General features: G+C 61.1%; 17 protein-coding genes. 7 read left to right on the top strand and 10 right to left on the bottom strand.

Annotation, left to right across the window (positions count from 1 at the left end; all coding sequences use genetic code 11):
- Nucleotides 1-8 precede the first annotated feature (8 nt).
- Nucleotides 9-2,201 carry a patatin-like phospholipase family protein gene (locus tag RBA41_RS23175; protein WP_306626604.1) on the top strand — a complete coding sequence of 731 codons (2,193 nt, stop codon included), beginning with the start codon at nucleotides 9-11 and terminating at the stop codon, nucleotides 2,199-2,201.
- Nucleotides 2,202-2,286: 85 nt separating this feature from the next.
- Here RBA41_RS23175 and RBA41_RS23170 read toward each other — a convergent pair whose 3' ends face one another.
- The 3 genes from RBA41_RS23170 to RBA41_RS23160 form a co-directional block, all read right to left on the bottom strand.
- Nucleotides 2,287-2,871 (bottom strand): hypothetical protein, encoded by a 585-nt coding sequence (locus RBA41_RS23170; RefSeq protein WP_306626603.1) that lies wholly within the window; start codon nucleotides 2,869-2,871, stop codon nucleotides 2,287-2,289.
- A 181-nt stretch (nucleotides 2,872-3,052) separates the two neighbouring features.
- Nucleotides 3,053-3,613 (bottom strand): 3'-5' exonuclease, encoded by a 561-nt coding sequence (locus tag RBA41_RS23165; protein WP_306626602.1) that lies wholly within the window; start codon nucleotides 3,611-3,613, stop codon nucleotides 3,053-3,055.
- Between the two features lie 48 nt (nucleotides 3,614-3,661).
- Complete coding sequence (locus RBA41_RS23160; protein WP_306626601.1) at nucleotides 3,662-5,491, bottom strand: DUF885 domain-containing protein; 1,830 nt, start codon at nucleotides 5,489-5,491, stop codon at nucleotides 3,662-3,664.
- Between the two features lie 142 nt (nucleotides 5,492-5,633).
- On the opposite strand from RBA41_RS23160, the gene RBA41_RS23155 reads away from it, so the two are divergent.
- The 6 genes from RBA41_RS23155 (at nucleotide 5,634) to RBA41_RS23130 (ending at nucleotide 13,981) form a co-directional block, all read left to right on the top strand.
- Nucleotides 5,634-6,914, top strand: coding sequence for a glycosyltransferase (locus RBA41_RS23155; protein ID WP_306626600.1), 1,281 nt, complete (start codon nucleotides 5,634-5,636; stop codon nucleotides 6,912-6,914).
- Nucleotides 6,915-7,001: 87 nt separating this feature from the next.
- Nucleotides 7,002-9,617, top strand: coding sequence for a TonB-dependent receptor (locus RBA41_RS23150; protein WP_306626599.1), 2,616 nt, complete (start codon nucleotides 7,002-7,004; stop codon nucleotides 9,615-9,617).
- 85 nt (nucleotides 9,618-9,702) lie between these two features.
- Nucleotides 9,703-11,070 (top strand): MFS transporter, encoded by a 1,368-nt coding sequence (locus RBA41_RS23145; RefSeq protein ID WP_306626598.1) that lies wholly within the window; start codon nucleotides 9,703-9,705, stop codon nucleotides 11,068-11,070.
- A 5-nt stretch (nucleotides 11,071-11,075) separates the two neighbouring features.
- Nucleotides 11,076-12,038: a glycoside hydrolase family 43 protein gene (locus RBA41_RS23140; RefSeq protein ID WP_374709594.1), complete on the top strand. Its 963-nt coding sequence runs from the start codon at nucleotides 11,076-11,078 to the stop codon at nucleotides 12,036-12,038.
- A 21-nt stretch (nucleotides 12,039-12,059) separates the two neighbouring features.
- The gene (locus RBA41_RS23135) at nucleotides 12,060-13,121 is read left to right on the top strand and encodes an aldose epimerase family protein (protein WP_306626597.1); all 1,062 of its coding nucleotides are present in this window, start codon (nucleotides 12,060-12,062) and stop codon (nucleotides 13,119-13,121) included.
- Complete coding sequence (locus RBA41_RS23130; RefSeq protein ID WP_306626596.1) at nucleotides 13,118-13,981, top strand: SMP-30/gluconolactonase/LRE family protein; 864 nt, start codon at nucleotides 13,118-13,120, stop codon at nucleotides 13,979-13,981. Before RBA41_RS23135 ends, RBA41_RS23130 begins: the two co-directional genes overlap by 4 nt.
- A 14-nt stretch (nucleotides 13,982-13,995) precedes the next feature.
- Here the strand turns inward: RBA41_RS23130 and RBA41_RS23125 are convergent, their stop codons facing one another.
- The 7 genes from RBA41_RS23125 to RBA41_RS23095 form a co-directional block, all read right to left on the bottom strand.
- Nucleotides 13,996-15,255: a TolC family outer membrane protein gene (locus tag RBA41_RS23125; protein WP_306626595.1), complete on the bottom strand. Its 1,260-nt coding sequence runs from the start codon at nucleotides 15,253-15,255 to the stop codon at nucleotides 13,996-13,998.
- The gene (locus RBA41_RS23120; protein WP_306626594.1) at nucleotides 15,252-15,959 is read right to left on the bottom strand and encodes an ABC transporter ATP-binding protein; all 708 of its coding nucleotides are present in this window, start codon (nucleotides 15,957-15,959) and stop codon (nucleotides 15,252-15,254) included. The genes RBA41_RS23125 and RBA41_RS23120 overlap by 4 nt, the downstream gene beginning before the upstream one ends.
- An 8-nt stretch (nucleotides 15,960-15,967) precedes the next feature.
- Nucleotides 15,968-17,233, bottom strand: a complete 1,266-nt coding sequence (locus RBA41_RS23115; protein WP_306626593.1) for an efflux RND transporter periplasmic adaptor subunit — start codon at nucleotides 17,231-17,233, stop codon at nucleotides 15,968-15,970.
- Between the two features lie 30 nt (nucleotides 17,234-17,263).
- Complete coding sequence (locus RBA41_RS23110) at nucleotides 17,264-18,478, bottom strand: ABC transporter permease (RefSeq protein ID WP_306626592.1); 1,215 nt, start codon at nucleotides 18,476-18,478, stop codon at nucleotides 17,264-17,266.
- A 10-nt stretch (nucleotides 18,479-18,488) separates the two neighbouring features.
- A complete protein-coding gene (locus RBA41_RS23105) occupies nucleotides 18,489-19,808 on the bottom strand; it encodes an ABC transporter permease (RefSeq protein WP_306626591.1) in 1,320 nt (439 codons plus the stop codon).
- A gap of 204 nt (nucleotides 19,809-20,012) precedes the next feature.
- Nucleotides 20,013-21,647, bottom strand: coding sequence for an ABC transporter transmembrane domain-containing protein (locus tag RBA41_RS23100; RefSeq protein ID WP_306626590.1), 1,635 nt, complete (start codon nucleotides 21,645-21,647; stop codon nucleotides 20,013-20,015).
- Between the two features lie 50 nt (nucleotides 21,648-21,697).
- Nucleotides 21,698-22,349 (bottom strand): glycoside hydrolase family protein (locus tag RBA41_RS23095; RefSeq protein WP_306626589.1); only part of this gene is annotated, 652 nt, incomplete at its 5' end.

Genomic DNA, 22,349 nt, shown 5'->3' with positions numbered 1-22,349 from the left:
GTCAAGCCATGCGCGCCTTCTCCGCCTCCGTCCTCCTCTTCCTCGCCGTCTTCCACTCCTCCGTCCTCGCCGCCGACCCTCCCCAGCGCCCCAAAATCGGCCTGGTGCTTTCCGGCGGCGGTGCGCGCGGCGTGGCCCATATCGGCGTGCTCAAGGTATTGGAAGAGATGCGCATCCCGGTCGATTACGTGGTCGGCACCAGCATGGGGTCGATCGTGGCCGGGGCCTACGCGATGGGTAACCGTCCGGACGATCTGGAAAAACGCATCGCCGGCGTCGAATGGAACAAGGTCCTTACCGACAGCCCACCGCGCCTTGAACGCTCGACCTACGCCAAGGCGACCGAGCGCAAGAACATCGTCAGCGGTGAGATCGGCTTTTCCGACGCCGAAATGCGCCTGCCGCGCGGCCTCAATTACGGCCAGCAGATCGAATTCTTCTTTCATACCCTGGCCGCCAACACCGGCGACGTCGCGCATTTCGATGAACTCGATATTCCTTTCCGCGCCGTGGCCACCGACATCGAAAACGGCAAGATGGTGGTGCTCGAACGCGGCGGCATTGCGCGCGCGATGCGGGCCAGCATGTCGGTGCCTGGCGTGTTCGCCCCGGTCGAGATCGACGACCGCGCGCTGCTCGACGGTGGTCTGGTGCGCAACCTGCCGGTCGATGTGGTGCGCGCCATGGGCGCCGATATCGTCATTGCCGTCAATCTCGGCACGCCCTTGCTCAAGCGCGACCAGATCGTCTCGGCCTTCGGCGTGGGCCAGCAAATGCTCAACATCCTCACCGAGCAGAATGTCGAGACGTCGCTGCGCGAACTGACGCCGCGCGACGTATTGATCTTGCCGCAGCTGGGCGACTTCAGCGCGGCCGATTTTGAAAACTCCGCCAAGACCATCGACATGGGCGCCGCCGCCGCGCGCGTGGCAGCGGAGCGCCTGGCGCCGCTCGCCCTGTCGGAAGCCGACTTCCAGGCGCACCTGGCCGCGCGCGCGGCGCGCCATCCGGCCGTGGTCAAGGTCAATTCGGTGCGCATCGATACCAGGCAGCTGAAACATGTCAGCGAACGATTCATCAACCGCAAGTTCTCGATCAAGCCGGGCCAGCAATTCAGTACGGCGGAACTGCACGCCAACATGAACAGCCTGTATTCGACGGGCGACTTTGAAAACGTCACGCACCGTTTCGAGCATGGTCCGGACGGACGCACCCTGGTGATTGAACCGGTCGAAAAACAATGGGGCCCGAATTATCTGCAGGCCGGCGTGAGATTATCGACCGACCTGGCCGGGGACAGCGACTTTACGATCCTGCTGGCGCATCGCGGCAAATGGCTGACGCGTTCCGGCCTGGAATGGCGCAATACCGTGTCGCTGGGCCAGTTCAATTCCTTCACCTCCCAGCTATATCAGCCGCTCGGAGGAGAAAGCCGCTGGTACATTGCGCCGACAGTGCGTTTTTCGCAGAACAAGGATAACCTGATCATCAACGACAAGGCGGTGGCGACCTACAGCGCCAAGCATGCGTCTGTCGGGATCGATCTGGTCAATCACGTCGATGACGACAGCACCTTCAAAGTGGGCCTGGAACGCGGCACCGAGCGCTCCGATCCGAGCATCGGCGTATCGCAATTGACCAGCGAGAGAAACCAGATCGGCGTCATCAAACTCGAATACGTGCAGGACAGGCTCGACGATTGGGTGTTTCCATCGTCGGGAAATTTCACCTTTGTGAATGCGCGTATCGCCCCGACCTCGGTGCGCAGCACGCTCGCCTACAAGCGCCTCGACATGGGCCACGAAAGGGCGTGGAACAGTGGCGCGCACCGTTTCAGCGTGGCGGGACGCGCGGGCAAGCTGTGGGGCGACGATTTACCGTTGATGGAATTGTTTTCGCTGGGCGGATTCCTGAACCTGTCAGGTTACCAGGCGCGCCAGTTCCTCGGTGGCGATTATCTGTTCGGGCGCGGCGTGTATACGCTCAAGACGAGCTTGCTGGGCACCCGCAACGTGTATCTGGGCGCCTCGGTCGAAATAGGCAAGATGACGCGGCGCTTGAATGGCGACCCGATGGAACGGGTCCAGTTTGCCAATTCCTTGTTCGGGGCGGTGAATACGGCCCTGGGGCCGTTCACCGTGGCGGTGGGGATCGGGGAACGAGGCAACCAGACGTTTTATCTGTTCTTCGGCAAGCCATGAACACGATACGTGTCGCGTCGGACGAGGTTTCACTCCTCGGTGCTCGACACGCGACTGGGGACCTCTTTCAACTCGCAGGCGTGTGCTACAAGGGTTCCAGGGCGAAGTACGCTTCAATCCCCGACGACTGCTCGCCCGGCGCCCTGCGGGGGATCACGCACTCGAAGTAGATACGATATCCGGCACCACCACCGCTCACCCCCGCCGACGCAAGGCTCTGTGGTCCCCCACGGCCCGAGCTCTCAATGCGAGGAGCAGCATCGTAGGCGCGCGCAGCTGAGCTACGGCTGATCAGAATACAGTTAACGTTGGAAGCCGCACTGTAGTCAAGGAATCGTACACCCGCCCTTTCCAGTCCGCGGATGCCGTCCGTGATCACGGGACAATTCACCCTCAGCCCACTCGTGGTGGACACATTCCGTACCATGCCGTCGACATACACTGGCGTGCCGTTAACCGCGACACAGTTCGCGCCGCTATAGAAATTGGCGGCGGATGCCGAAGCAGGCAAGATCACGGCGCAGCAGGTAATTCCGAGCTGAAAAGCCAGAGGCCGCAGCAGTTTGGTGGGACGCAGGTTCTTCATAATCAGTTCCTTCCGGTTCGGTTTCCGATCAATTGATGTAAATAGTTTATATTTCATCAAAAACCTGCCTTGGATATCGAACAAGGTTCGACTTGATCGCACCGAAGCCCGCCATGAGACCGAGTCCATGCAGCGATGCAATCATCATCGTTGCGGACGCCCCTGCGTCGAGCGCTTCCATCCAGCAACCCGTTCTGTTTTTTTGGAATGATTACTATGAAAAACTCTCGTTCCCGCGAGAGAGCCGTCGCCCGTTGCCGGCCGGTCAGCGGCGCAGGCGCGCTTCCCCGAAAACGTAGGGCAGCAGGCGCGCGATATTGCGGGCGTCGTCGATGCCGCGATGGTGCGCGCCGGCGAAGGTCATGCCGGCCATCCGGATGGCTTCCCCCAGCCCCGGTTTTTTTGGCAGCTTCTGGCGTTCCGCCATCAGGCGCTTGACGTTCATGTGCGATGCACTGATCGGATAGGGCACGTTGTGGAATGCGCAGTCCTGGCGCAGCTGTTTCAGGTCGTAGTCGCCCCAGGAACAGAACAGGAAATCGCTGTATTGATACAGCCAGGTTTTGAAGTGGTCGATCGCTTCTCCGAACAGCGGCGCACTGTCGACGTCCGTCTGCTGAATCGAGGTGAGCGTGGTGCAGAACGGCGTGAGCACCGGGTGCCGCACCGGGCGGATGAAGCTCTGGAACTCGTCGACCACGGCGAGGCTGGCGCCGTCGACCATCACGGCGCCAATTTCAATGATTTCCATATGGTCGCGCGCCACCGTGCCCTTGTCGCAGCAGGTGGCTTCAAAATCGATAACGAGGTAACGCTCAGCTTGCATTCAGAATATCCTTTTTTTTAGTGAAAACATCGTAGGTCTTTTCGACACCTATTTCGCCGACGCGATCCAGCGATCCACGCGCGCTTCGAGCAGCGGCAGCGGCAAGGTGCCGTCGCCGATCACCACTTCGTGAAACTTGGGCAGGCTGAATTTGTCGCCCATCGCCTTGCGCGCGCGTTCGCGCAATTCCAGGATCTTGAGCGCGCCGATCTTGTAGCTCAGCGCCTGCGCCGGCCACACCATGTAGCGCTCGATCTGGTTCTTGGCGCGCGCTTCGCTATAACCGAGCGTCTCGCGCGCGTACGCAATGGCCTGCTCGCGGGTCCAGCCTTTGGCGTGCATGCCGGTATCGACCACCAGCCTGACGGCGCGCAGCAATTCATCGTTCAGATGGCCGAAGTACGCTTCCGGATCGTCGTACAGGCCGAACTCGTGGCCCAGGGTTTCCGCATACAGCGCCCAGCCTTCGGTAAATGCGCCGATATTCGGATTCTCGGTATTGAATTTGCGGAAATCCGGTACGTCGAGTTCCTTCAGCAGCCCCGCATGGAAATGGTGGCCGGGCTGGCCTTCATGCAGATACAAGGTGACCATGCCGGTGCGGCTGTATTGTTTGGGGTCGTTCACGACCGCCCAGAACACGCCCGGATGCGAGCCGTCGGCCGCCGCCGGCGTGTAATGGTCGGATGCCGTCGCGCGGCTCAATTCCGGTTCGAGCTGCAGTTCGAGCGGCGCTTTCGGCAGCAGCGAAAACAGCGGCGCGAGTTTGCCCCTGACCTTGCTGTCGATCTGGCGATAGGCGTCGAGCACTTCCGCTTCGGTCTTGAATGGCTTGAATTTTTCCTGCGCTACGACCCATTGCGGCAGCGCCGCCGGTGGGCCGCTGTAACCGAGCTTGGGACCGAGCACCGCCCATTGCTGCCCGATGCGCGCCACTTCCTTCAATCCCAGCTGGTGAATCTCTTCGGGATTCATCGACACCGTGGTGCGGTCCTTGATCTGCGCCTGGTACCACGCCGCGCCATCGGGCAGGGCGCTCCAGCCATCGGTATTGCGGCTGGCGGGCAGGTATTCTTTTTCCAGGTAAGTCGCCAGCCGGTCCAGGGCAGGGGAGAGTTTGCCGGCAATCGTGCCGCGGTAGGCCGCGCTCAGACGGTCTTTATCCGCTTGCGAAAAAGCCGCCGGCAGATTCTTGACCGGCGTATAGAAGATATTCGCTTCCGGAGTGGCGCTGCGCAGTTGCTGGAACTGGGGCAGCATCGCCACCGTAATCGCTGTCGGCTGCACGATGCCGCGCTTGACGCCTTCGCGCATGTTGGCGATGGCCTGGTCGATCCACGCCGGGAGCTGGTTCAGCCGGCTCAGGTAATCCTGATACTGGGCCACGGTATTGAGGGGCTGGGAGCCGGTGCCGCTGGCGTAATTGGCCAGCGTGCCGGGAACATGATCGAAGTGGTTCAGCGGGAGCAGATGCTCGGGGAATTTCTCCAGGCTGAGGCCACTTTCCAGCTCGAATGCGAGCAGGTCGTAGTTCAATTGTTCCTTGTCGCTCAGGCGCGCGCGCGGAATGGCTTTTAACTGTGTCTGCATGCGGCGGTACAGGGCAAACTGGCGGCTGCGGCTTTTTGGCGAGATGCTCAGTCCCAGCTGGCCGTTATAGCGGCTGTCGCCATTGGCGGTAATGAGCAGCGGATCGAAGCGGGCACGGGCCTGATAAAAAGCATCGGCCAGCTTGTGCAGCTGGTTCGTCGCGCGCGCGGGCGCGGTGGCCGCAGCCGGATTGGCCGATGGGGCGGCGGTCGCGGGGGAGAGCGGGGACATCAGCACGGCCAGCAATGCCGTGGTGCCGAGCAGCGGGCGGGAAAGACGCAAACGCATGAGGGTTCCTTGGACTTTGAATGTGGAGAACTGAAATAGCATAGCGTAAATGGCCGGGGCTGGGCAGCGCCGGTACGCTGTATGATGAGCGGCGCTTCGCGCCCGTCGGCGCCAGCGCGGTTCATCTCATTATGGAAGCGCCATGTCTGATTATTCGACCGTTTTGCCGCATATTATCGTGGTTACGACCGGCACGGCCGGCGACCTGTTTCCATTCCTGAGGCTGGCGCTCGGCCTGCGCGAGCGCGGCCATGCCGTCACGTTCCTCGCACCCGCCATGCACGAAGCGCTGGTGCATCAGGCCGGCCTGGCGTTTCATCCCATGCCGGCCGATCCGGCCGTCCTGAACGATCCCGACCTGTGGCATCCCCGGCGCGGCTTCGGCGTCGTCTGGCGCGCCATGCAGTCCGGCATGGACGAGATGCGCGCATTCATGGCAGCACTGCCGCCGGAAGAGCCGTGCACGATGCTGGTCCATCCGCTGGTGGTGGCGCATGCCGATCTGTGCCGGGCGGAGCGGCCCGGCATCCGCATCGTGGCCGGCTTCCTGGCCCCGTCCAATCTGCGCACGGTCCACGATCTGCCGATGCTGGGACCGTTCGCGGTGCCGCGCTGGCTGCCATTGACCCTGCGGCGCTGGCTATGGCGCGGGGTCGAGGCTTCTGCAGTGAATCCGGTGGCCCTGCCCGACCTGAATGCGGCGCGCCGGCTGCAAGGGCGGGCACCCATATCGAGCTATATGGACACGATGTATGGCGCGCCGAACTTGTCGGTGACCTTGTTTCCCGAGTGGTTAGCCGCGCGCCAGCCGGACTGGCCTTCGCCGCTGCTGTGCGGCGACTTTCCGCTGTACGACCCGCACCCGGGCGCGTCGATGGCGCCGGGTCTGGTGGAGTTCATGCGCGCGGGCAGCGCCCCGCTCATCGTGACCCATGGCACCGGCAATCTGCAGGCGGCCGCGTTTTTCGCCAGCGCGCTCGAAGCGGCGCAAAAGCTGGGACGGCGCATCGTGTTCCTCACGCCGCACCGGGCGCAGGTGCCGGCGGCGCTGCCGGCATCGGCCTTCTGGCAGGATTACTGCCCGCTGTCGGCCTTGCTGCCGGGCGCGGCGGCGCTGGTGCACCACGGCGGCATCGGCACCACGGCCGAAGCGATGCGTGCGGGTACGCCCCAGCTGATCGTGCCGATGGCCTACGACCAGTTCGACAACGCGGCGCGCGTCACGGCCCTCCACGCCGGCATGACGCTCAAGGCCGGCAAAGCCAGCGCCCGCGCGCTCGCCAATGCCCTGCAACAATTGCTGCAGTCGCCAGAGGTGCATATAGGTTGCTCAGCAGTAAAAGCGCGCCTGGCGGCCGGGAGCGACCTCGATGGCGTGCTGGAATCCATATCAAAAACGGTATCGAAAACCGGAAAAATATGATTGGATTGATTCTTTGCGTTTCCTTACTATCCGGTTCAAGGGATAAAAATACCCAAGAATCATATAACTAGAATGCCAAGGAGACGTATGACATCGCACGCACAAGGCCCCGTCGCGGCCATTTCCCGCCCCCCCTTGACCTTGAAAATGACCGTGGCGGCGCTGGCCGGCGCCGGCATGTTGAGCGGCGCCTCGGTATGGGCGCAGGATGCGGTTCCGGCCGACAGCACCAGCGTGGTCACCGTCTCGGGCGTGCGCAAGGCCGCCCAGAGCGCCCAGACCATCAAGCGCAATGCCGATGAAGTGCTCGATTCCATCGTCGCCGAGGAAGCCGGCAAGTTCCCGGACAAGAACGTCGCCGAAATGCTGGGCCGCATCACCGGCGTGCAGATCCGCCGTGAAAACGGCGAAGCGCGCGAAGTCGTCATCCGCGGCTTGCCCGGCCTGGTGACCCTGCTCAATGGCCGTGAGATGTTCACCGCCGGCAAGGAAGGACGCAGCCTGTACCTGGCCGACATTCCAGCCGCCATGCTGCAGCGGGTGGATGTGTACAAGACCCAGGGCGCCGAGATGGTCGAGGGCGGCACCGCCGGGGTGATCGATGTGCGCACCGCGCGCCCGTTCGACGCCAAGGGCTTCACGTCGAGCATCATGGCGCGCGTGGAAAACCGCGACAAGTCGAAAACCAACGATCCCAACCTGTCCGGGATGATCTCGAACCGCTGGAAAACCGGCTACGGCGACATCGGCGCGCTGCTCGGCCTGTCGTACCAGGATGGCAATTATCACGATGAGGTCACCTGGAACTCGCCGCCGAAGGACCGTGCCGCCGACCTCGGCGCCGGCATCTCCGCGCCGGACGAGCTGGGACATGTGCTGTACCAGGGCCAGCGCAAGCGCGTGGCCGGCAACTTTGCCGTGCAGTGGCGCCCGAACGCGGATCTGGAATTGTTTGCCGAAGGCATCTCCACCCAAATCCATCACGACGCCGAACGCCAGTTTTACGTCGGCGCGCTCGGCCTGAACAAGAATTCGAGCTACACCCTCATTCCCGGCACCAACCAGGTGCAGACGGCGACCTCGCCCAACTCCAATCCGTTCGCGCTGGGCTCGACCCAGGCGCCGCACGACTACTCGCTGGGCAGCCAGGGCGCCATCGGCGCGCGCTGGAACGTCTCGCCGGGCTGGCGCGTCACGACCGAACTGGCGCGCACCTTGAGCAAAGTGCGCCAGGAATATCCGATCGTCGACCTGGTGGCGGCCCCGCCCACGATCACGGGCAATACCTACGTCAATGGCGGAGCGCAATTTTCCTATCCCGGTTACGACATGACCAACCCGAACAATTATCGGGTCGCCACCTTCTTCGATAACCACAGCCATGCCGAAGGCCGCTCGACCGACTGGCGTGCCGACGCCACCTGGAGCCCGGAAAACGACGGCTTCATCAAGGAAGTATCCACCGGCGTGCGCGTCGCCAAACGCAACGCGGCGTATGTGCACGAGCTGGACGGTTTCCAGCCGGCGCCAGGCAACATCCCTCTGAGCTCGGTGCCCGGCCTGGCTTGCAATTCGATGCCGATGGCGGGCGACTACGGCATGGCGTCGTGGGTGACGCCGTGTGCTGCCTACATGCACGACAACATCGGTTCGCTGCGCAAGCTGTTCAACGGCACCGGCGCCAGGACCGAGGAAGACAGGCTGTCGCAGTTCAATAACCAGGAAACCACCTACGCCATCTATACCAAGGCCAAGTACGGTTTCCGCGCCGGCGATATTCCCGTGGACGGCACCATCGGGGTGCGCGTGGTGCAGACCAAGGGCGTGCTGAGCGGTTATTCGCAGGCCAACGACGTGATTCTGCCGGTCTCCAGTACGCCATCGTCGACCGACGTGCTGCCCAACGCCACGCTCAAGGCGATGATCCTGCCGGACGTGCAGGCACGCCTGACCGCAGGCAAGTCCATGCAGCGCGCCAACTTCGACCAGTTCAATCCGGGCGTGTCCTACAACGTGCCGAGCACCACCGTGCAAGCGGTGGGCACGGGCGGCAATCCCGACCTGAAACCGATCGAAGGCAATAACTTCGACGCCGCCGCGGAATGGTATTTCGCGCCGACCGGCTCGCTCACGGCCACCCTGTTCCGCCACGACTTCAAGAATTACATCCTGACCAGTTCGACCAAGGAAACCTATAACGGCATCGTGTACGACGTGAACCGGCCGCGCAATATGTCCAAGGGCACGCTGCAGGGCGCCGAATTGTCCTACCAGCAGTTCTACGATAAATTGCCGGGCTGGCTGGGCGGCTTCGGCCTGCAGGCCAACATCACCTACATGAAGGGCGACCTGACCGATACCGGCGGCGTGCTCAAACCATTCGTGGGCATGTCCAAACTGTCGTACAACATCGTCGGCCTGTACGAGCGCGATGGCTGGTCCGGCCGCCTGGCCTACAACTGGCGCGACAAGTATGTCGACACCTTCAACTACCGGGGCCTGGGCTTCGATCTGATCGTCGATCCGATCAAGACCATGGATGCCTCGCTGTCCTACAAGATCAGCGAGGCGATGAGCCTGACCGTGGACGTGGAGAACCTGCTTGACCGCAAGTACCACGATTACCATGGCGTCGCCAGCAACCCGCGCGATATCCGCCGCTACGACCGCGTGGTGGGCCTGTCGCTGCGCTACAAGATGTAAGCCGCGCCCCGAGCGATCATCCCGGAAGCGTTGCGTGGAAATTGCACGCAGCGCTTTCTGTCCTTGTATGGCTGAGAAAGTTTGAATGAATACGCTAGCTAAGAATTCCCAGAAATTATCGACCCTCGAAAAAGTCGGTTTCGGCACCGGCGACATGGCGCTCAACGTGGTGATCTCGTCGATGATGCTGCTCATCACCTTCTTCTACACCGATATCTACGGCTTGCGCACCGAGCACCTGGCGCTGCTGTTCGTGGTGGTGAAAGTCATCGGCGCGGTGGCCGACCTGGCCATGGGGCAGGTCACCGACCGCTTCACTTCGCGCCTGGGCCGCTATCGCCCGTGGCTGCTGTGGCTGTGCGTTCCCTACGGCGTCAGCGTGTTTTTCGTGTTTACTACGCCAGCCTGGGGTTATGACGCCAAGCTGGTGTGGGCGTACGGCACCTACATCCTGATGACCCTGATGACGGCCGGGGTCGGCATTCCCTATATTTCCCTGATCAGCGGACTGACCAGCGACCCGCAGGAGCGCCTCTCGGCCAACGGCTATCGCCTGTTCTTCGCCAAGATCGGCGCCTTCATGGTGACCATCATCGTGCCGCTGCTGGCCGAAGAATGGGGCAAGGGCAGTGCGGCGGCCGGTTACCAGGCGGCGATGGCGGTCATGGCGGTGATGGGCGTGGCGCTGTTCCTGTTCTGCGTGTTTACCACCACCGAAAGAGTGATTCACGTGGTCGAGCGGCAATCGCTGCTCGAGCAGTTCACGCTGCTGATGCGCAACGACCAGTGGCTGATCCTGTGCGGCGTGTGCGTGACCGGCACCATCGGCTATGTGGTGCGCGGCTCGGTCGCCATTTACTACGCCACCTATTACCTGGGCCTGGGGCCGAAGATGGTATCGGCCTTCCTGTCGACCGGCGTGGCGGCGGCGATCCTGTCGATGGTCGCCTCGACCTGGATCACCAAGTCGTACTGCAAGGTCAAGCTGTTCCGCTACACCCAGCTCGGCGTGGCCCTGATCAGCGTGCTGATGTACGTGGCCATCAAGCCGGGCGACGCCGTGCTCGCCTTTATCCTGTATTTCGCGCTCTCCTTCGTGGTCGACCTGCATGCGCCGGTGTTCTGGTCGGCCATTGCCGAAACCATCGATTACGGCCAGGTCAAGACCGGCAAGCGCGTCTCCGGCTTTGCCTTCGGCGGCATTTCGGTGTGCCAGAAAGCCGGCATGGCGGTGGCCGGCGGCATGGTCGGCCTGTTGCTGACCTATTTCCAGTACGTACCCAACCAGGCGCAGACCCCGCTGGCGCTGAGCGGCATCGCGCTGATGCTGACCGTGATCCCGGGTTTCTTCCACTTCCTGATGGGCGCGCTGATGTTCAAATACCGCATCACCGACAGCTACTACGGCGACGTCAAGAACGACATGCGCAAGCTCGGCTTCGCCGCTACCTGAATTCCATGACCAACGCCACGACCATGCAAACCCTGACACCCCTGATCGAACAACGCGCCGACCCGTTCATCTACAAGCACAGCGACGGCTATTACTATTTCACCGCCTCGGTGCCGGAATACGACCGCATCGAAGTGCGGCGCGCGCCGACCATTGCGGAACTAGCGCACGCGCCTGCGGTCGATGTCTGGCGCAAGCCGGATTCCGGACCGTACAGCGAACTGCTGTGGGCGCCCGAGATTCATTTCAACCAGGGCGCATGGTACGTCTACTTCGCCGCCGCGCCCAGCCGCGAGATCAAACACAAGCTGTTCCAGCACCGCATGTATGCCGTACGCAATACCAACCCCAATCCGCTCGAGGGCGAATGGGAATTCATGGGCCAGATCAACACCGGCATCGATACCTTTTGCCTCGACGCCACCACCTTCACCCATGACGGCGTGCTGTACTACCTGTGGGCGCAAAAGGACGAGGTGATCGAAGGCAACTCCAACCTCTACATCGCGCCGATGGCCACGCCGTGGCAGTTAGGCGGGCCGCCGGTCATGCTGAGCAAGCCCGAATTCAGCTGGGAAATCCGCGGCTTCCGGGTCAACGAAGGGCCGTCCGTGCTCAAGCGCAACGGCAAGATCTTCATCAGCTACTCGGCCAGCGCCACCGACGAAAATTATGCGATGGGCTTGCTGTGGGCCGTCCAGGACGCCGACCTGCTCGACCCGGCCTCGTGGACCAAGCTGGCCGAGCCGGTGCTGCAAACCTGCTACGAACACGGCATCTACGGTCCAGGCCACAACAGTTTTACCTATGGCGAGGATGGCGACACGGTGATGCTGGTGTACCATGCTCGTACCTATACCGAGATCGTCGGCGACCCGCTGTGGAACCCCGACCGCCACACATTCGTCAAGCCATTGCGCTGGGACGAGCAGGGCATGCCCGTGTTCGGACGCCCGTCGCTCGCCTGAGGAACCTTAACGAGGAGCACCGTGCAAGCCAGTATCACGCAAACCGCATTCGGCCACCTGCCCGACGGCAGGGCGGCCACGCTGACCACCTTGACCAACCCGAACGGGCTGGTTGTCAAGATCACCGATTTCGGCGGCATCATCACCGAAATCCACGCGCCCGACCGCAACGGCGCCCTGGCCGACATCACGCTCGGCTTCGACACGGTCGCGCCCTACGTGAAGGACTCGCCGTACTTCGGCGCCCTGATCGGGCGCTACGGCAACCGCCTGCGCGATGGCCGCTTCACGCTCGACGGCCAGGTGGTGCAACTGCCCACCAACAACGGCCCCAACCACCTGCACGGCGGCGAGCTGGGCTTCCACCGCGTGCTGTGGCGCGCCATTCCCTTCCAGGAAGGCGACTCGGTCGGCGTCACCCTGATCTACCGCAGCCCTGACGGCGAGCAGGGCTATCCCGGCACGCTCGACGTGACGGTGGTGTACGAACTGACCGCCGCCGACGAACTGGTGGTGGCCTTCGACGCGGTGACCGACAAGGCCACGCCGGTCAACCTGACCCAGCATGCGTACTTCAACCTGGCCGGCGGCGGCGACATCCTCGGCCACATGCTGCAGATCGACGCCGATGGCACCACGCCGATCGACCATACCCTGATTCCGACCGGCGAACTGGCGCCGGTGGCCGGCACCGCCTTCGACTTCCGCACGCCGCACGCGATCGGCGAGCGCATCGGCAACGATGAAGAACAATTGCGCCACGCCGGCGGCTACGACCATAACTTCGTGCTCAACAAACCGGCGCCCAGGGCGATGACCCTGGCTGCGCGCGTGCACGAGCCGGTATCCGGGCGGGTGCTCGAACTGTTCACGGAAGAACCGGGCGTGCAGTTTTACAGCGGTAATTTCCTCGATGGGACGCTGAGCGGCAAGGGCCGGACCTACGGCTTTCGCAGCGGCTTCTGCCTGGAACCGCAGCACTTTCCCGACTCGCCCAACCAGCGCGCGTTTCCGAACACCATCTTGCGCCCCGGCGAGGAATATGCGACCGTATCCAAGTACAAATTTTCGGTGGAGAAATGATGCTTGAGCTAATGGTCGACGCCAACAATGCGCTGGGCGAATGTGTGCTGTGGTGCGAGCGCAGCGGGCGGGTGTTCTGGACCGATATTCTCGGTTCGACCCTGTGGGCGCACCATCCGGCCAGCGGCGCCACGCGCAGCTGGGCCATGCCCGAGCGGCTGGCATCGTTTGCCTTCACCGACCACGACAATCGCCTGCTGGTGGGCCTGGCGACGCGGCTGGCGTACGTCGAGCTGGACAGCGGCGCGCTCACGCCGATTTGCGAGGTCGAGGCCGGGCTGACCACGCGCCTGAACGATGGTCGCTGCGACCGCCAGGGGCGCTTCGTGTTCGGCACCTTCAATGAAGTCGAGCCGCACCTGCCGATCGGCGGCTTTTACCGGCTCAACCGCGACCTGAGCCTGGAGCGCCTGCCGCTGCCGCACGTGGCGATTGCCAACAGCATCTGTTTCAGTCCCGACGGCGCGACCATGTATTACTGCGATTCGCCGGACCGGGTGATCCGCTGCTGCGACTACGACCTGGTCAGCGGCGCGCTGTCGAACCAGCGCGTGTTTGCGCAGGTGGAAGGCGAGGGCGAGCCGGACGGGTCGTGCGTCGACGCGCGCGGCTACCTGTGGAACGCGCAGTGGGGCGCGGGCAAGCTGGTGCGTTATGCGCCGGACGGCAGCATCGACCGCACCGTGGCGCTGGCGGCCAGCCAGCCGAGCTGCGTGGCGTTCGGCGGCGCGCTGCTCGACCAGTTGTATGCAACCAGCGCCAGGGTCGGGCTGGCCAATCCGGTGCAAGCTGATGGCGGGCTATTCAGGGGGACGGTGCCGGGTGTGCGCGGCTTGCCGGAGAGCCGGTTTATTTGCTGATCGTGCCCCTGGGGTTATTCCAGCAAGGTATTGATTGCTGCGAGGTCGTCAACGGTCAAGCGTCCGCCAGCCTGCTTGAGCAGCAGCAGTGCGACGACATGGCGATGGCGCGCCTGGGTCAGTTGCAGTTGTGCCTGGCCATTGGTCTGGATCGCGTTGAGCACATCGGTGAGGGTGCGGGTGCCGATTTGCTGGCCCGAGCGTATGGCGGCAAGCGCGCGCTCGGCCGCTGCCGCCCCCGCTTCGATGATCTTGATTTGCGTAATACTTCCTTGTGCTGCCTCCCATTGTGCCTTCATGTTGCGCGTAATGTCGCGCCGGGTCATTTCGACTTGCGCGATTTCAATGTCTCGCCTTGCCACGGCTTGCCTTTCTTGTGCCAGGGTGGCGCCACCCATCATGAGCGGGATCGACAGCTGCAGGCCCACGGCCGAATGCGTCGACGTCCTTGGGGCCTGATAGTCACGCGGAGCCCGTTCCGAGGTGACGGTGAGCGCTAATGTGGGAAGATGACCGGCCTGCGCCGCATGAATGCGTTCTTTTGCCGCGCTAATGCTTGCGTCGCCAGCTTGAAGTTGCGGGTGGTCGGCCAGGGTATCGGCTTGCGGGTCGGGCTGAAGCACGGCAGGCTGCCATTTTTTCTTCAGGTGTTTGAGTTGTTCCGGTGCACGGCCGACGAGTTGCTGGAGTGCCTGGCGGGCGTCGGCCAGCGCTTCCTTTGCCTGTTGGGTAATCGCCTGTGCCAGGCCGAGAGCGGCGCGGGCTTGATCGACGTCCGCGGCTGCCGACAGCCCCTCGGCCACGCGCACTTCGCTCTGCCGTACCAATTCGGCAAATGCGGCTTCGTTGGCGGTGTACGTGGCAAGCTGGCTCTCCGCGGTCAGCATGTCGAAGTAGCGAATGGCGAGCTCGGCCAGCAGAGCCTGCTTGGCTACATGGAAATTGGCGTCTTGTGCATTCGCCTCGGCGCGCGCGGCGTTCAAATTGGCGCGGGCGGCGACATCCACCACCGACTGCGTGATTTTACTGCTTGTCGTATTGTAGGATGGGGCTCCGCCCGCGCGCTGCTGCGACACGTTCAGCTGCCATTGCGGCAGCAATGGCGCACGGGCGGCATCGACATCCGCGCTGGCCAGGCGGGTTTGAGCGGCGGCTCTTTGCAGCGTCGGGTAGTTGGCGCGAGCATGCGTGTATAGCGTGAGCAAGTCGTCGACTGGCGCTGCCGCCACATGAGGCCCGATGCCAAGTAACGCGATCCAGGCCCACTGCTTCACGCACTGCCTCCCTTGGCAGTGAAGGCACTCGCAAGGCGAGTAACTTCGGTTGCGTGGCCATCCTTGACCCGGACGATCCGTTGGGCGCGCTCGGCCAAGGGCAAATCGTGCGTTACCATGACGATGGTTGCGCCGCCAGCGTGGAGCTCTTCCAATAGTTCCATGACGCCGCGCGCCATTTCGCTGTCGAGATTACCGGTGGGCTCGTCGGCCAGCAGGAGTGCCGGCGAGCCAGCCAGGGCCCGGGCGATTGCCACCCGCTGTTGCTGACCACCCGACAGTTGACCAGGATAGTGTTTTGCACGGGAGCCGAGACCGACCCGTTTTAGTGCGGCATCAGCCAGTTCCAGACGCTCGGAGGCTTTGATGCCCCGGTAAGCCAAAGGGACTTCAATATTGTTGATCAGGTTGAGATCAGGAATCAAATTGAAGGCTTGAAAGATGAAACCGATCTTGCGATTGCGGAAGCGGCTGCGTGCGCTATCGTTCATCGTGCTCACGTCGGTTCCATCGAGCGAATAGGTGCCGCCGGTGGGCGTATCGACCAATCCGGCGATCCCCAGGAAGGTACTTTTTCCCGATCCGGACGGCCCGGTGACTGCGACGAATTCGCCTTGGTTGACGCTGAGGTTAAAGTCACGCAAGGCGTTTGTTTCGACGCTCTCGGTACGGTAGACCTTGGCAATATGTTGCATCAGAAGCATAGATAACCCTACTTGATTAGTTGAACGCGTTCGGCGTTTTTGAATATGCCGCTACCTGAAATAATGATTTCTTCGCCGGTCTTCATGCCATCCAGGATCTCCACTTGCGACATGCCCTGTGCACCGAGGCGTATCGGGCGGCGGATGGCCTCATCGCCCGTGACCACGTAAGCCCAGCGCCCGCCGCCTTCTTCCACAAACGAGCCGCGCGCGATGCGCAGTATCTTGGCGCGGTTGTCGAGTAATACGCGGACGGAAAGCCGTTGATTCTGGCGCAGTGCCTCAGGTTGCGCCCCATCAAAACGCAGTCTTGCAGAAACTTCCCCATTGACTACTTCAGGCGACACGCTGCTGACGCGGCCGCGCCACTGTCCGCCATTACCGCTGATTTCCCCGGGCATGCCAGCGGTCAGCTCGCGCGCCTGGCTTTCCGCGACTTGAACCTGGACCTCAAGTTTGCTCAGATCGACGACTGCCAGCAGTTTTGCATCCTTGGCAACCGTGGAGCGGTCGTTGACGAAAATCTGGCCCACTTGCCCGTCGACCGGTGAGCGCACCGACAGTTCTTCTTGTTGCCGCTCCAAATCGGCTACCTGTAATTGAGCGCGTTCGTAAGCATGGCGGCGCGCGGCAAGCTCGAAGCGGGTCGCGTCATTTTTCAGGGTCGATGCCTTTTTCGCTTGCTCATACGCAATTTTGGCGCGCGCCACGGCATCCCGCGATTGTTCGACTGTCAGGCCGGAAGTAGCGCCGACGTCGAATGCACGCGTCTGGCGAGCAAGTTCGTTGCTGGCAGAGGCAAGTCCCAATTCGGTCGTTTGCACCGCAGCCTCGGCGCTCGCATACGCCAGGCGCGTATCAGCCTGGGCAAGCAGCCAGGCGCTCTTGACCGCGTCGGCGGCACTTCGGGCTTGTGCCAGATTGGCTAATAATTCAGGGCTGGTGATCGTTGCCAGGACCTGGCCTGCTTTCACAGGGTTGCCAGGTTCGACGCTCAACGTGATCGATCCGCCCGAACCCGCATACAAGGTCGGCGCCGAAGCGGCCACCACTTTGCCTTCGGCCGAGACATCGCGGGTCAGATCGCCGATCTCGGCAGTTGCCGTGGTCAGACGCGAACGGCTGTAGCTTGCTCCCCCGTTGACGGTATGTTTGAACTGGAACCCGATGCCGGTTGCCACGGCGATGGCGAGTATCCCGGCGAACAGCAAGCGTTTTTTACGCGGTCCGGAGGTCGGAAGCGCAGAGTCCTGGGCAGAGGTATCGGGTATCATTTTCCGGGAAAAATTATGCGTGCTGGGTTGTCAGGCGGACTTGATTGCGGTCATCGGTGAAATGCTGGAGGCGCTCAGGGCCGGCGCCAGGACAGCCAGCTGGCCCAGAATCCATAGCACAACCGCTCCGATCGGCATGTAGACAAGTGGTAGTTTGGGCAATTCGTAATAACGCATCAATCCGAGATTCATTTCGTAGGCGAATAGCATTCCCAAAGCGATCCCGAGCGTAACGATGATAAAGTTCTCGATTTGAAAGTAACGCAGGATGTCGCCTTTGGTGGCGCCGAGGGCACGCCGAATCCCGATCTGCTTGCCGCGCTGGGCGACCCAGAAGTTGGCCAATCCGATAATTCCCAATGCGGTGGTGCCCAGCAAACCCGCGATCAGGCACAGCAGCAATCCCAGCATGATGTTCGATTTTTCAAAATATTCGGCGCGCAGGTCTTGCAGGCTCTGGCTCGCGTCCAGGTCCAATATCAGATTGGGCGCGGTTTTTTGCGCGATTTTCCTGGCGTCGGCGACGATGCGCGCCATCTCGTTCGGATTGCCGCGAATGAGGTATTTACCATCCAAACCTGCCCCACTGGCGGTCGGAACGAATACCGTCCAATCGGGATCGTCATCGGCGCCGATACTCGGATAGACCGCCGAAAAGTGCTCCATCACACCGATCACCCGGAATACCGTGTTGGTCACCCAGAATTGTTGTCCTATCGGGTCCTTCCCGGGCCAGAATTTCGCTGCGAGCTTCCTGGTGATCAGGACGGGTGGATTGGCGGGAAACAGTTGGGTGAGCGGTGTGTACTCGTCCTTCGATGGCATGCGCCCGCTGATGAGCCGCAAGCCGAACGATTCGATGGCGGCACTATCGCCGAGATAGAAGTCGATCACGCCGGCGGACTGTTTTTGTTCGGGGTCGAGATGCACCCCGGCCCTCAGGCCGCCACCGCCGAACGGGACCGCGCTGACCACGCTGACGTTCCGGACCCCGGCCACGCCACGCAAGGCGGCGACCATGCGGGCGTTCAAGTCGGGCGCCTGCTGTTGATCGTAGCCGACGATTTTGATCAGCGCCAGGGACGGTTCCTCAATACCGCTGTCAATGCGCATCGACTCGATACGCTGCATGACGAGAAAGCTGGCATTGCAAAGAACGGCGCAGGAGAGCGAAATTTGCAGGGTAATCAGAAATGTCACCAAGCGATGCTTGCGTAACGCGGCCAGCACATATCGAATCTGCATAAACTCCTCTCTATAACTGGTTTAATTGTACTGCGGGTTGAATCAGCGTGGCACGCAATGCCGGTATGATTCCAGCCAATAAGCTGACCGCCACGGACAGCGCGAACGTCATGAAGAACATTGGCACGTCCAGGTAAGCAAGGTCGACATAAGACACGGGCTGCTGACGCACCAGATACAGGCCGAACAGGGTTAACAACAAGCCTGTTACGCCACCCAGCAAACCGATGCAAGCGGCTTCGGCAAGGCACTGCGCAAAGATCGCGCCGCGCGTGGCGCCGAGCGCGCGGCGCAAGCCAATCTCGGGGCTATGGCGCAGGAATTTTGCCAGCAGGAGCGCCACCACATTGATCAGGCAAATGGCCAGGAAGGCGAATGCGAGCACGGTTTGAAGTTTTACATCGGCGGGCACCACGAGGTTAAAGTCCAGCCATTCGCCCAGGGTTCGCAGGCGCGTATTTTCAGCATATTTGACGCGCCCCTGCTCTTTGAGTTGCGACGCGCTGTTGTCCAGGAAGCGCTTATATGCGGCAACCTTGGCCGGGTCATCCAATCGAACCCACAAGCCGATCCAGGTGCAAGGCGCGCGTTCCAGATTTTCCAGTGGATCGCGTTTCGCCCAGCAGTTGAAAGGTTGAAAATTTCCGCCGTTGACTTCCAGGCTGGTAAAAAAAGGCATGAATACATCATCGGGCTGCCTGTAAAACGACGATGTGTCGCCGCCACTGAAGCGGCCGCCGCGGACGGCATAAAACAATGGCGCCGGTCGCCACGCTGCGAGTACACCGACGATCTTGACATCGGCGTTCGCTACGCGAATGACCTTGCCGACGCTATTCGCGCCGCCGAACAGTTTTTCATTGAGCGATGCCGAAATGACCGCCACGCGCGTCCGTCCAGTGTCGTCAGCGGCGCTCCATGCTTGTCCAAAGTGAAAAGGGACATCGAACATGGAAAAGAAATCGGCAGTCGTGGCGCGCAGCGACAGCATTTGCGCAGGGAGCGACGCATCGGCCGGACGCACTTTGGCCTTGCTGCCTGCGACCAGGATTTGCTGATCCGCCTGGCCGGCCTTCCACAGGTCGACCGCCGTTTGGTAATCAAGTACGTCGGGCGGCTCCTTGCCCTTGGACTGCGGGTTGACATCGATTTGAGCATAGTAAATGTTCTGACTTCGACCGGGCAGGGGATCGCCTGACAATAGACGCATCACGGTGAGCGTGGTCATGCTTGCGCCGATCCCGACCGCGATCGCCAGCACCATCAAGGCAGTCAGTACCTTGTTGCGCTGCGTATTATGCCGAACTACTTTTAGAATATAACTGAACATAAGCCGACCAATTAAAAAGACCCAGTGGGGGATGTCGCCGGCCCCCGTGTTGCCGGGCAGGCGCTGAAGAATTCATTTCCAGGCGCAATTGAAGTCAGGTTTCCCGGCGCAGCATTGCGATTTCCTCATCCGCCGTATCGGGGAGCGAACCCTGAATGTGAACGCGGCCCGGCAAAGCGTTTCGGCACTTCAATCGGCACTTTTTTAACCGGGCTGGGCTTCTTCGGTCTCGACCGCCTCAACCACTTGCCTGGATGGCACACTGGCACTGGTGCCTAGCGTATGGACCTTATCGAACATCGCATAGTATTCTTCCGAGGCATGCATGATCATCACTAAAATCTTTCCCTTTGTATGTTCCCAGACGGCTGCCATCGCGATCTGACGGCTGTTGATATCGAGATTGGCCAACGGTTCGTCGAGTACATACAGGTCCGCCTCTTTCGAAAGAGCCAGTGCCAGCGAGACTTTCTGCTGCTGCCCGGCCGACAGTTGATCGGGATATGCATCAAGGATGTCCGGCTTATCGATCATGAAGCGCTTAAATAGTTCCGTCTTGATTTCCAGGTCGCGCACGCGAAGCGGCGGGAATAATACCGGCAAGGTCGCGGCGCTGATTTCCCGGGGCAGTTCCAGCTGGCCGCTGGACGGCGACAGGTAACCGGCCAGCATGTTCGCCAGCGTGGTTTTTCCCGAACCGTTATTGCCGACAATCAGAAGGCGCGTGCCCGGCTCGACATGGATTGAAAAATCGGAGATGACCTCGTTATCGGCATAGCTGTAGCTGATGCCGCTTGCCGCCACGGCACTGCCGCTCTTGTGGTACGGCACGGCATTCTGGTCGTCGATAAACGATTTCAAGCGATTGACGATAGCGCCGAGCGCATGCAGCTCAGCCGACAGGCTGAAGATCTGGATCAAGGTGGTGGCCGATCGCCAGAATGCGTTCATGAAGGAAAAGTATGCGCCGATGGTCATCTGTTTTTTTAATACCAAAAGCGAGCCGATGAAAATCGAACAGGCATCGGACACGCTCATCGTCAGATCACTCGCAGTTTGCAGGCGGCGAATGACGCGCTGCTTTTGGTAGCCGGATTCCAGCGTCTCATCCATGGTTCGATTGAACTTGTCGAGGGTCTGCGGCACCATCATGTAGGTACGGACCATTTTGAACGCGTCCACCGATTTGGTAAGAACCCCCATCAACGACGCTTCGTTATCGCGCTCGACCAGCGCCAGGTGGCGAATCTTCTTGCTGACTTTGACGCTGACCCAGGTGGCAACCGGGATCAGCGCGGCCAGGATCAGGAACGCTTGCCAGGAAAGAATGATGAGAACCGAGATAAGCCCGACAAACATGACGGCACAAATGGTGGCCCGGCGTACCAGGATCAGCATCGGTACCAGTCCATCCTTGACGTCGGACCGGATTCTGGCGAGATAGTAACCACTACCATCCCGCAATACGTCGCCGTATTCCTTGCCATAATAGGCATGCAGGACCCGGCCGCTGATATCCGCCACAATCTTGTTGTCTATTCTCATTTGCCAGAGCGACAGATAGTAGCCGATGACATTGAGAACAACCCCGAGCAATAAATAGAAGAACACGAGCATCACAAACCGGCTAAGCTCGGTTCCCTGATTGACGCCGTCAAAAATCTCCTTGACCAGCAAGGGATGGATGATCGTTTCCGAGCCGGCGGCCACGCAATTACAAAACAAGGCGGTCCAGTATTGGCGTCTTGCCGCGCCAAGCATGCTGAAAAAATTCCGGAATGTCGATGAATCGTCCAGCTTTCGGCTTGATCCGGGATTGTCTTTACTTTGTGTGTTCATCTGCTGGGACTCGATATCAGGATTGGCTTGCGGGCGCTGTCATCACTGCATCACGCTGAAAGTTGATCAAGTTCATCCAGACAAAATTCGTCCTCCGCCGGGTTGGCCCGCCGATGGAATGTCCGCATGACGCCGGCGACGCCAGTAGCGTAATCGCACGTAATTCGGAACAAGTTTTCGCCTGGCGTCGCGTAGCCATCATCAAATTTCAGCAGATAAAGATCGATGATCCCCTGGAGAGACGAGTCCGCCATCGTCAGGTATTTTTTATCGTTGGAATATCGGTAGGCATCGATCAATACGTCAGCGAAGCCCGCCAGGCCGAAAATGACGCCCGCGAAACTGGCATATTTGCGATCGATATCCCCCATGAATCCGTCCAGTTCACTGCCCCACAGGCCGTAGCGAATGGCTACTTTTACAATTCCGGCGCTACCTTCTTCAATGTAGTGTTCGTAGGTGCTCGTGTCCTCAGGGTTCGCCGCGACAGTCAGGTTGCCGGGTTCCAGTTCACGGCCCCAGGACATGTCGTACAGTACGGCTTTCTTGCCCATGGCCCGCCATTTTTCCTCGCCGGTAACCTGGGACAAGCGCAGTAAAAATAGCGCGACGCCACTTTGCCCATAACCGAAACCGATCCACACCTGGCCATCTTCCTCCCAGTACACGCCGCGTTCATTCTCTTTCGATTGTTTCTCCAAT

This window comes from Massilia scottii (genome assembly GCF_030846495.1).
Classification (GTDB): domain Bacteria; phylum Pseudomonadota; class Gammaproteobacteria; order Burkholderiales; family Burkholderiaceae_D; genus Telluria_A; species Telluria_A violaceinigra.
Note: the sequence above shows the minus strand (reverse complement) of the source record. Positions and strands in the feature narration are given on the sequence as shown.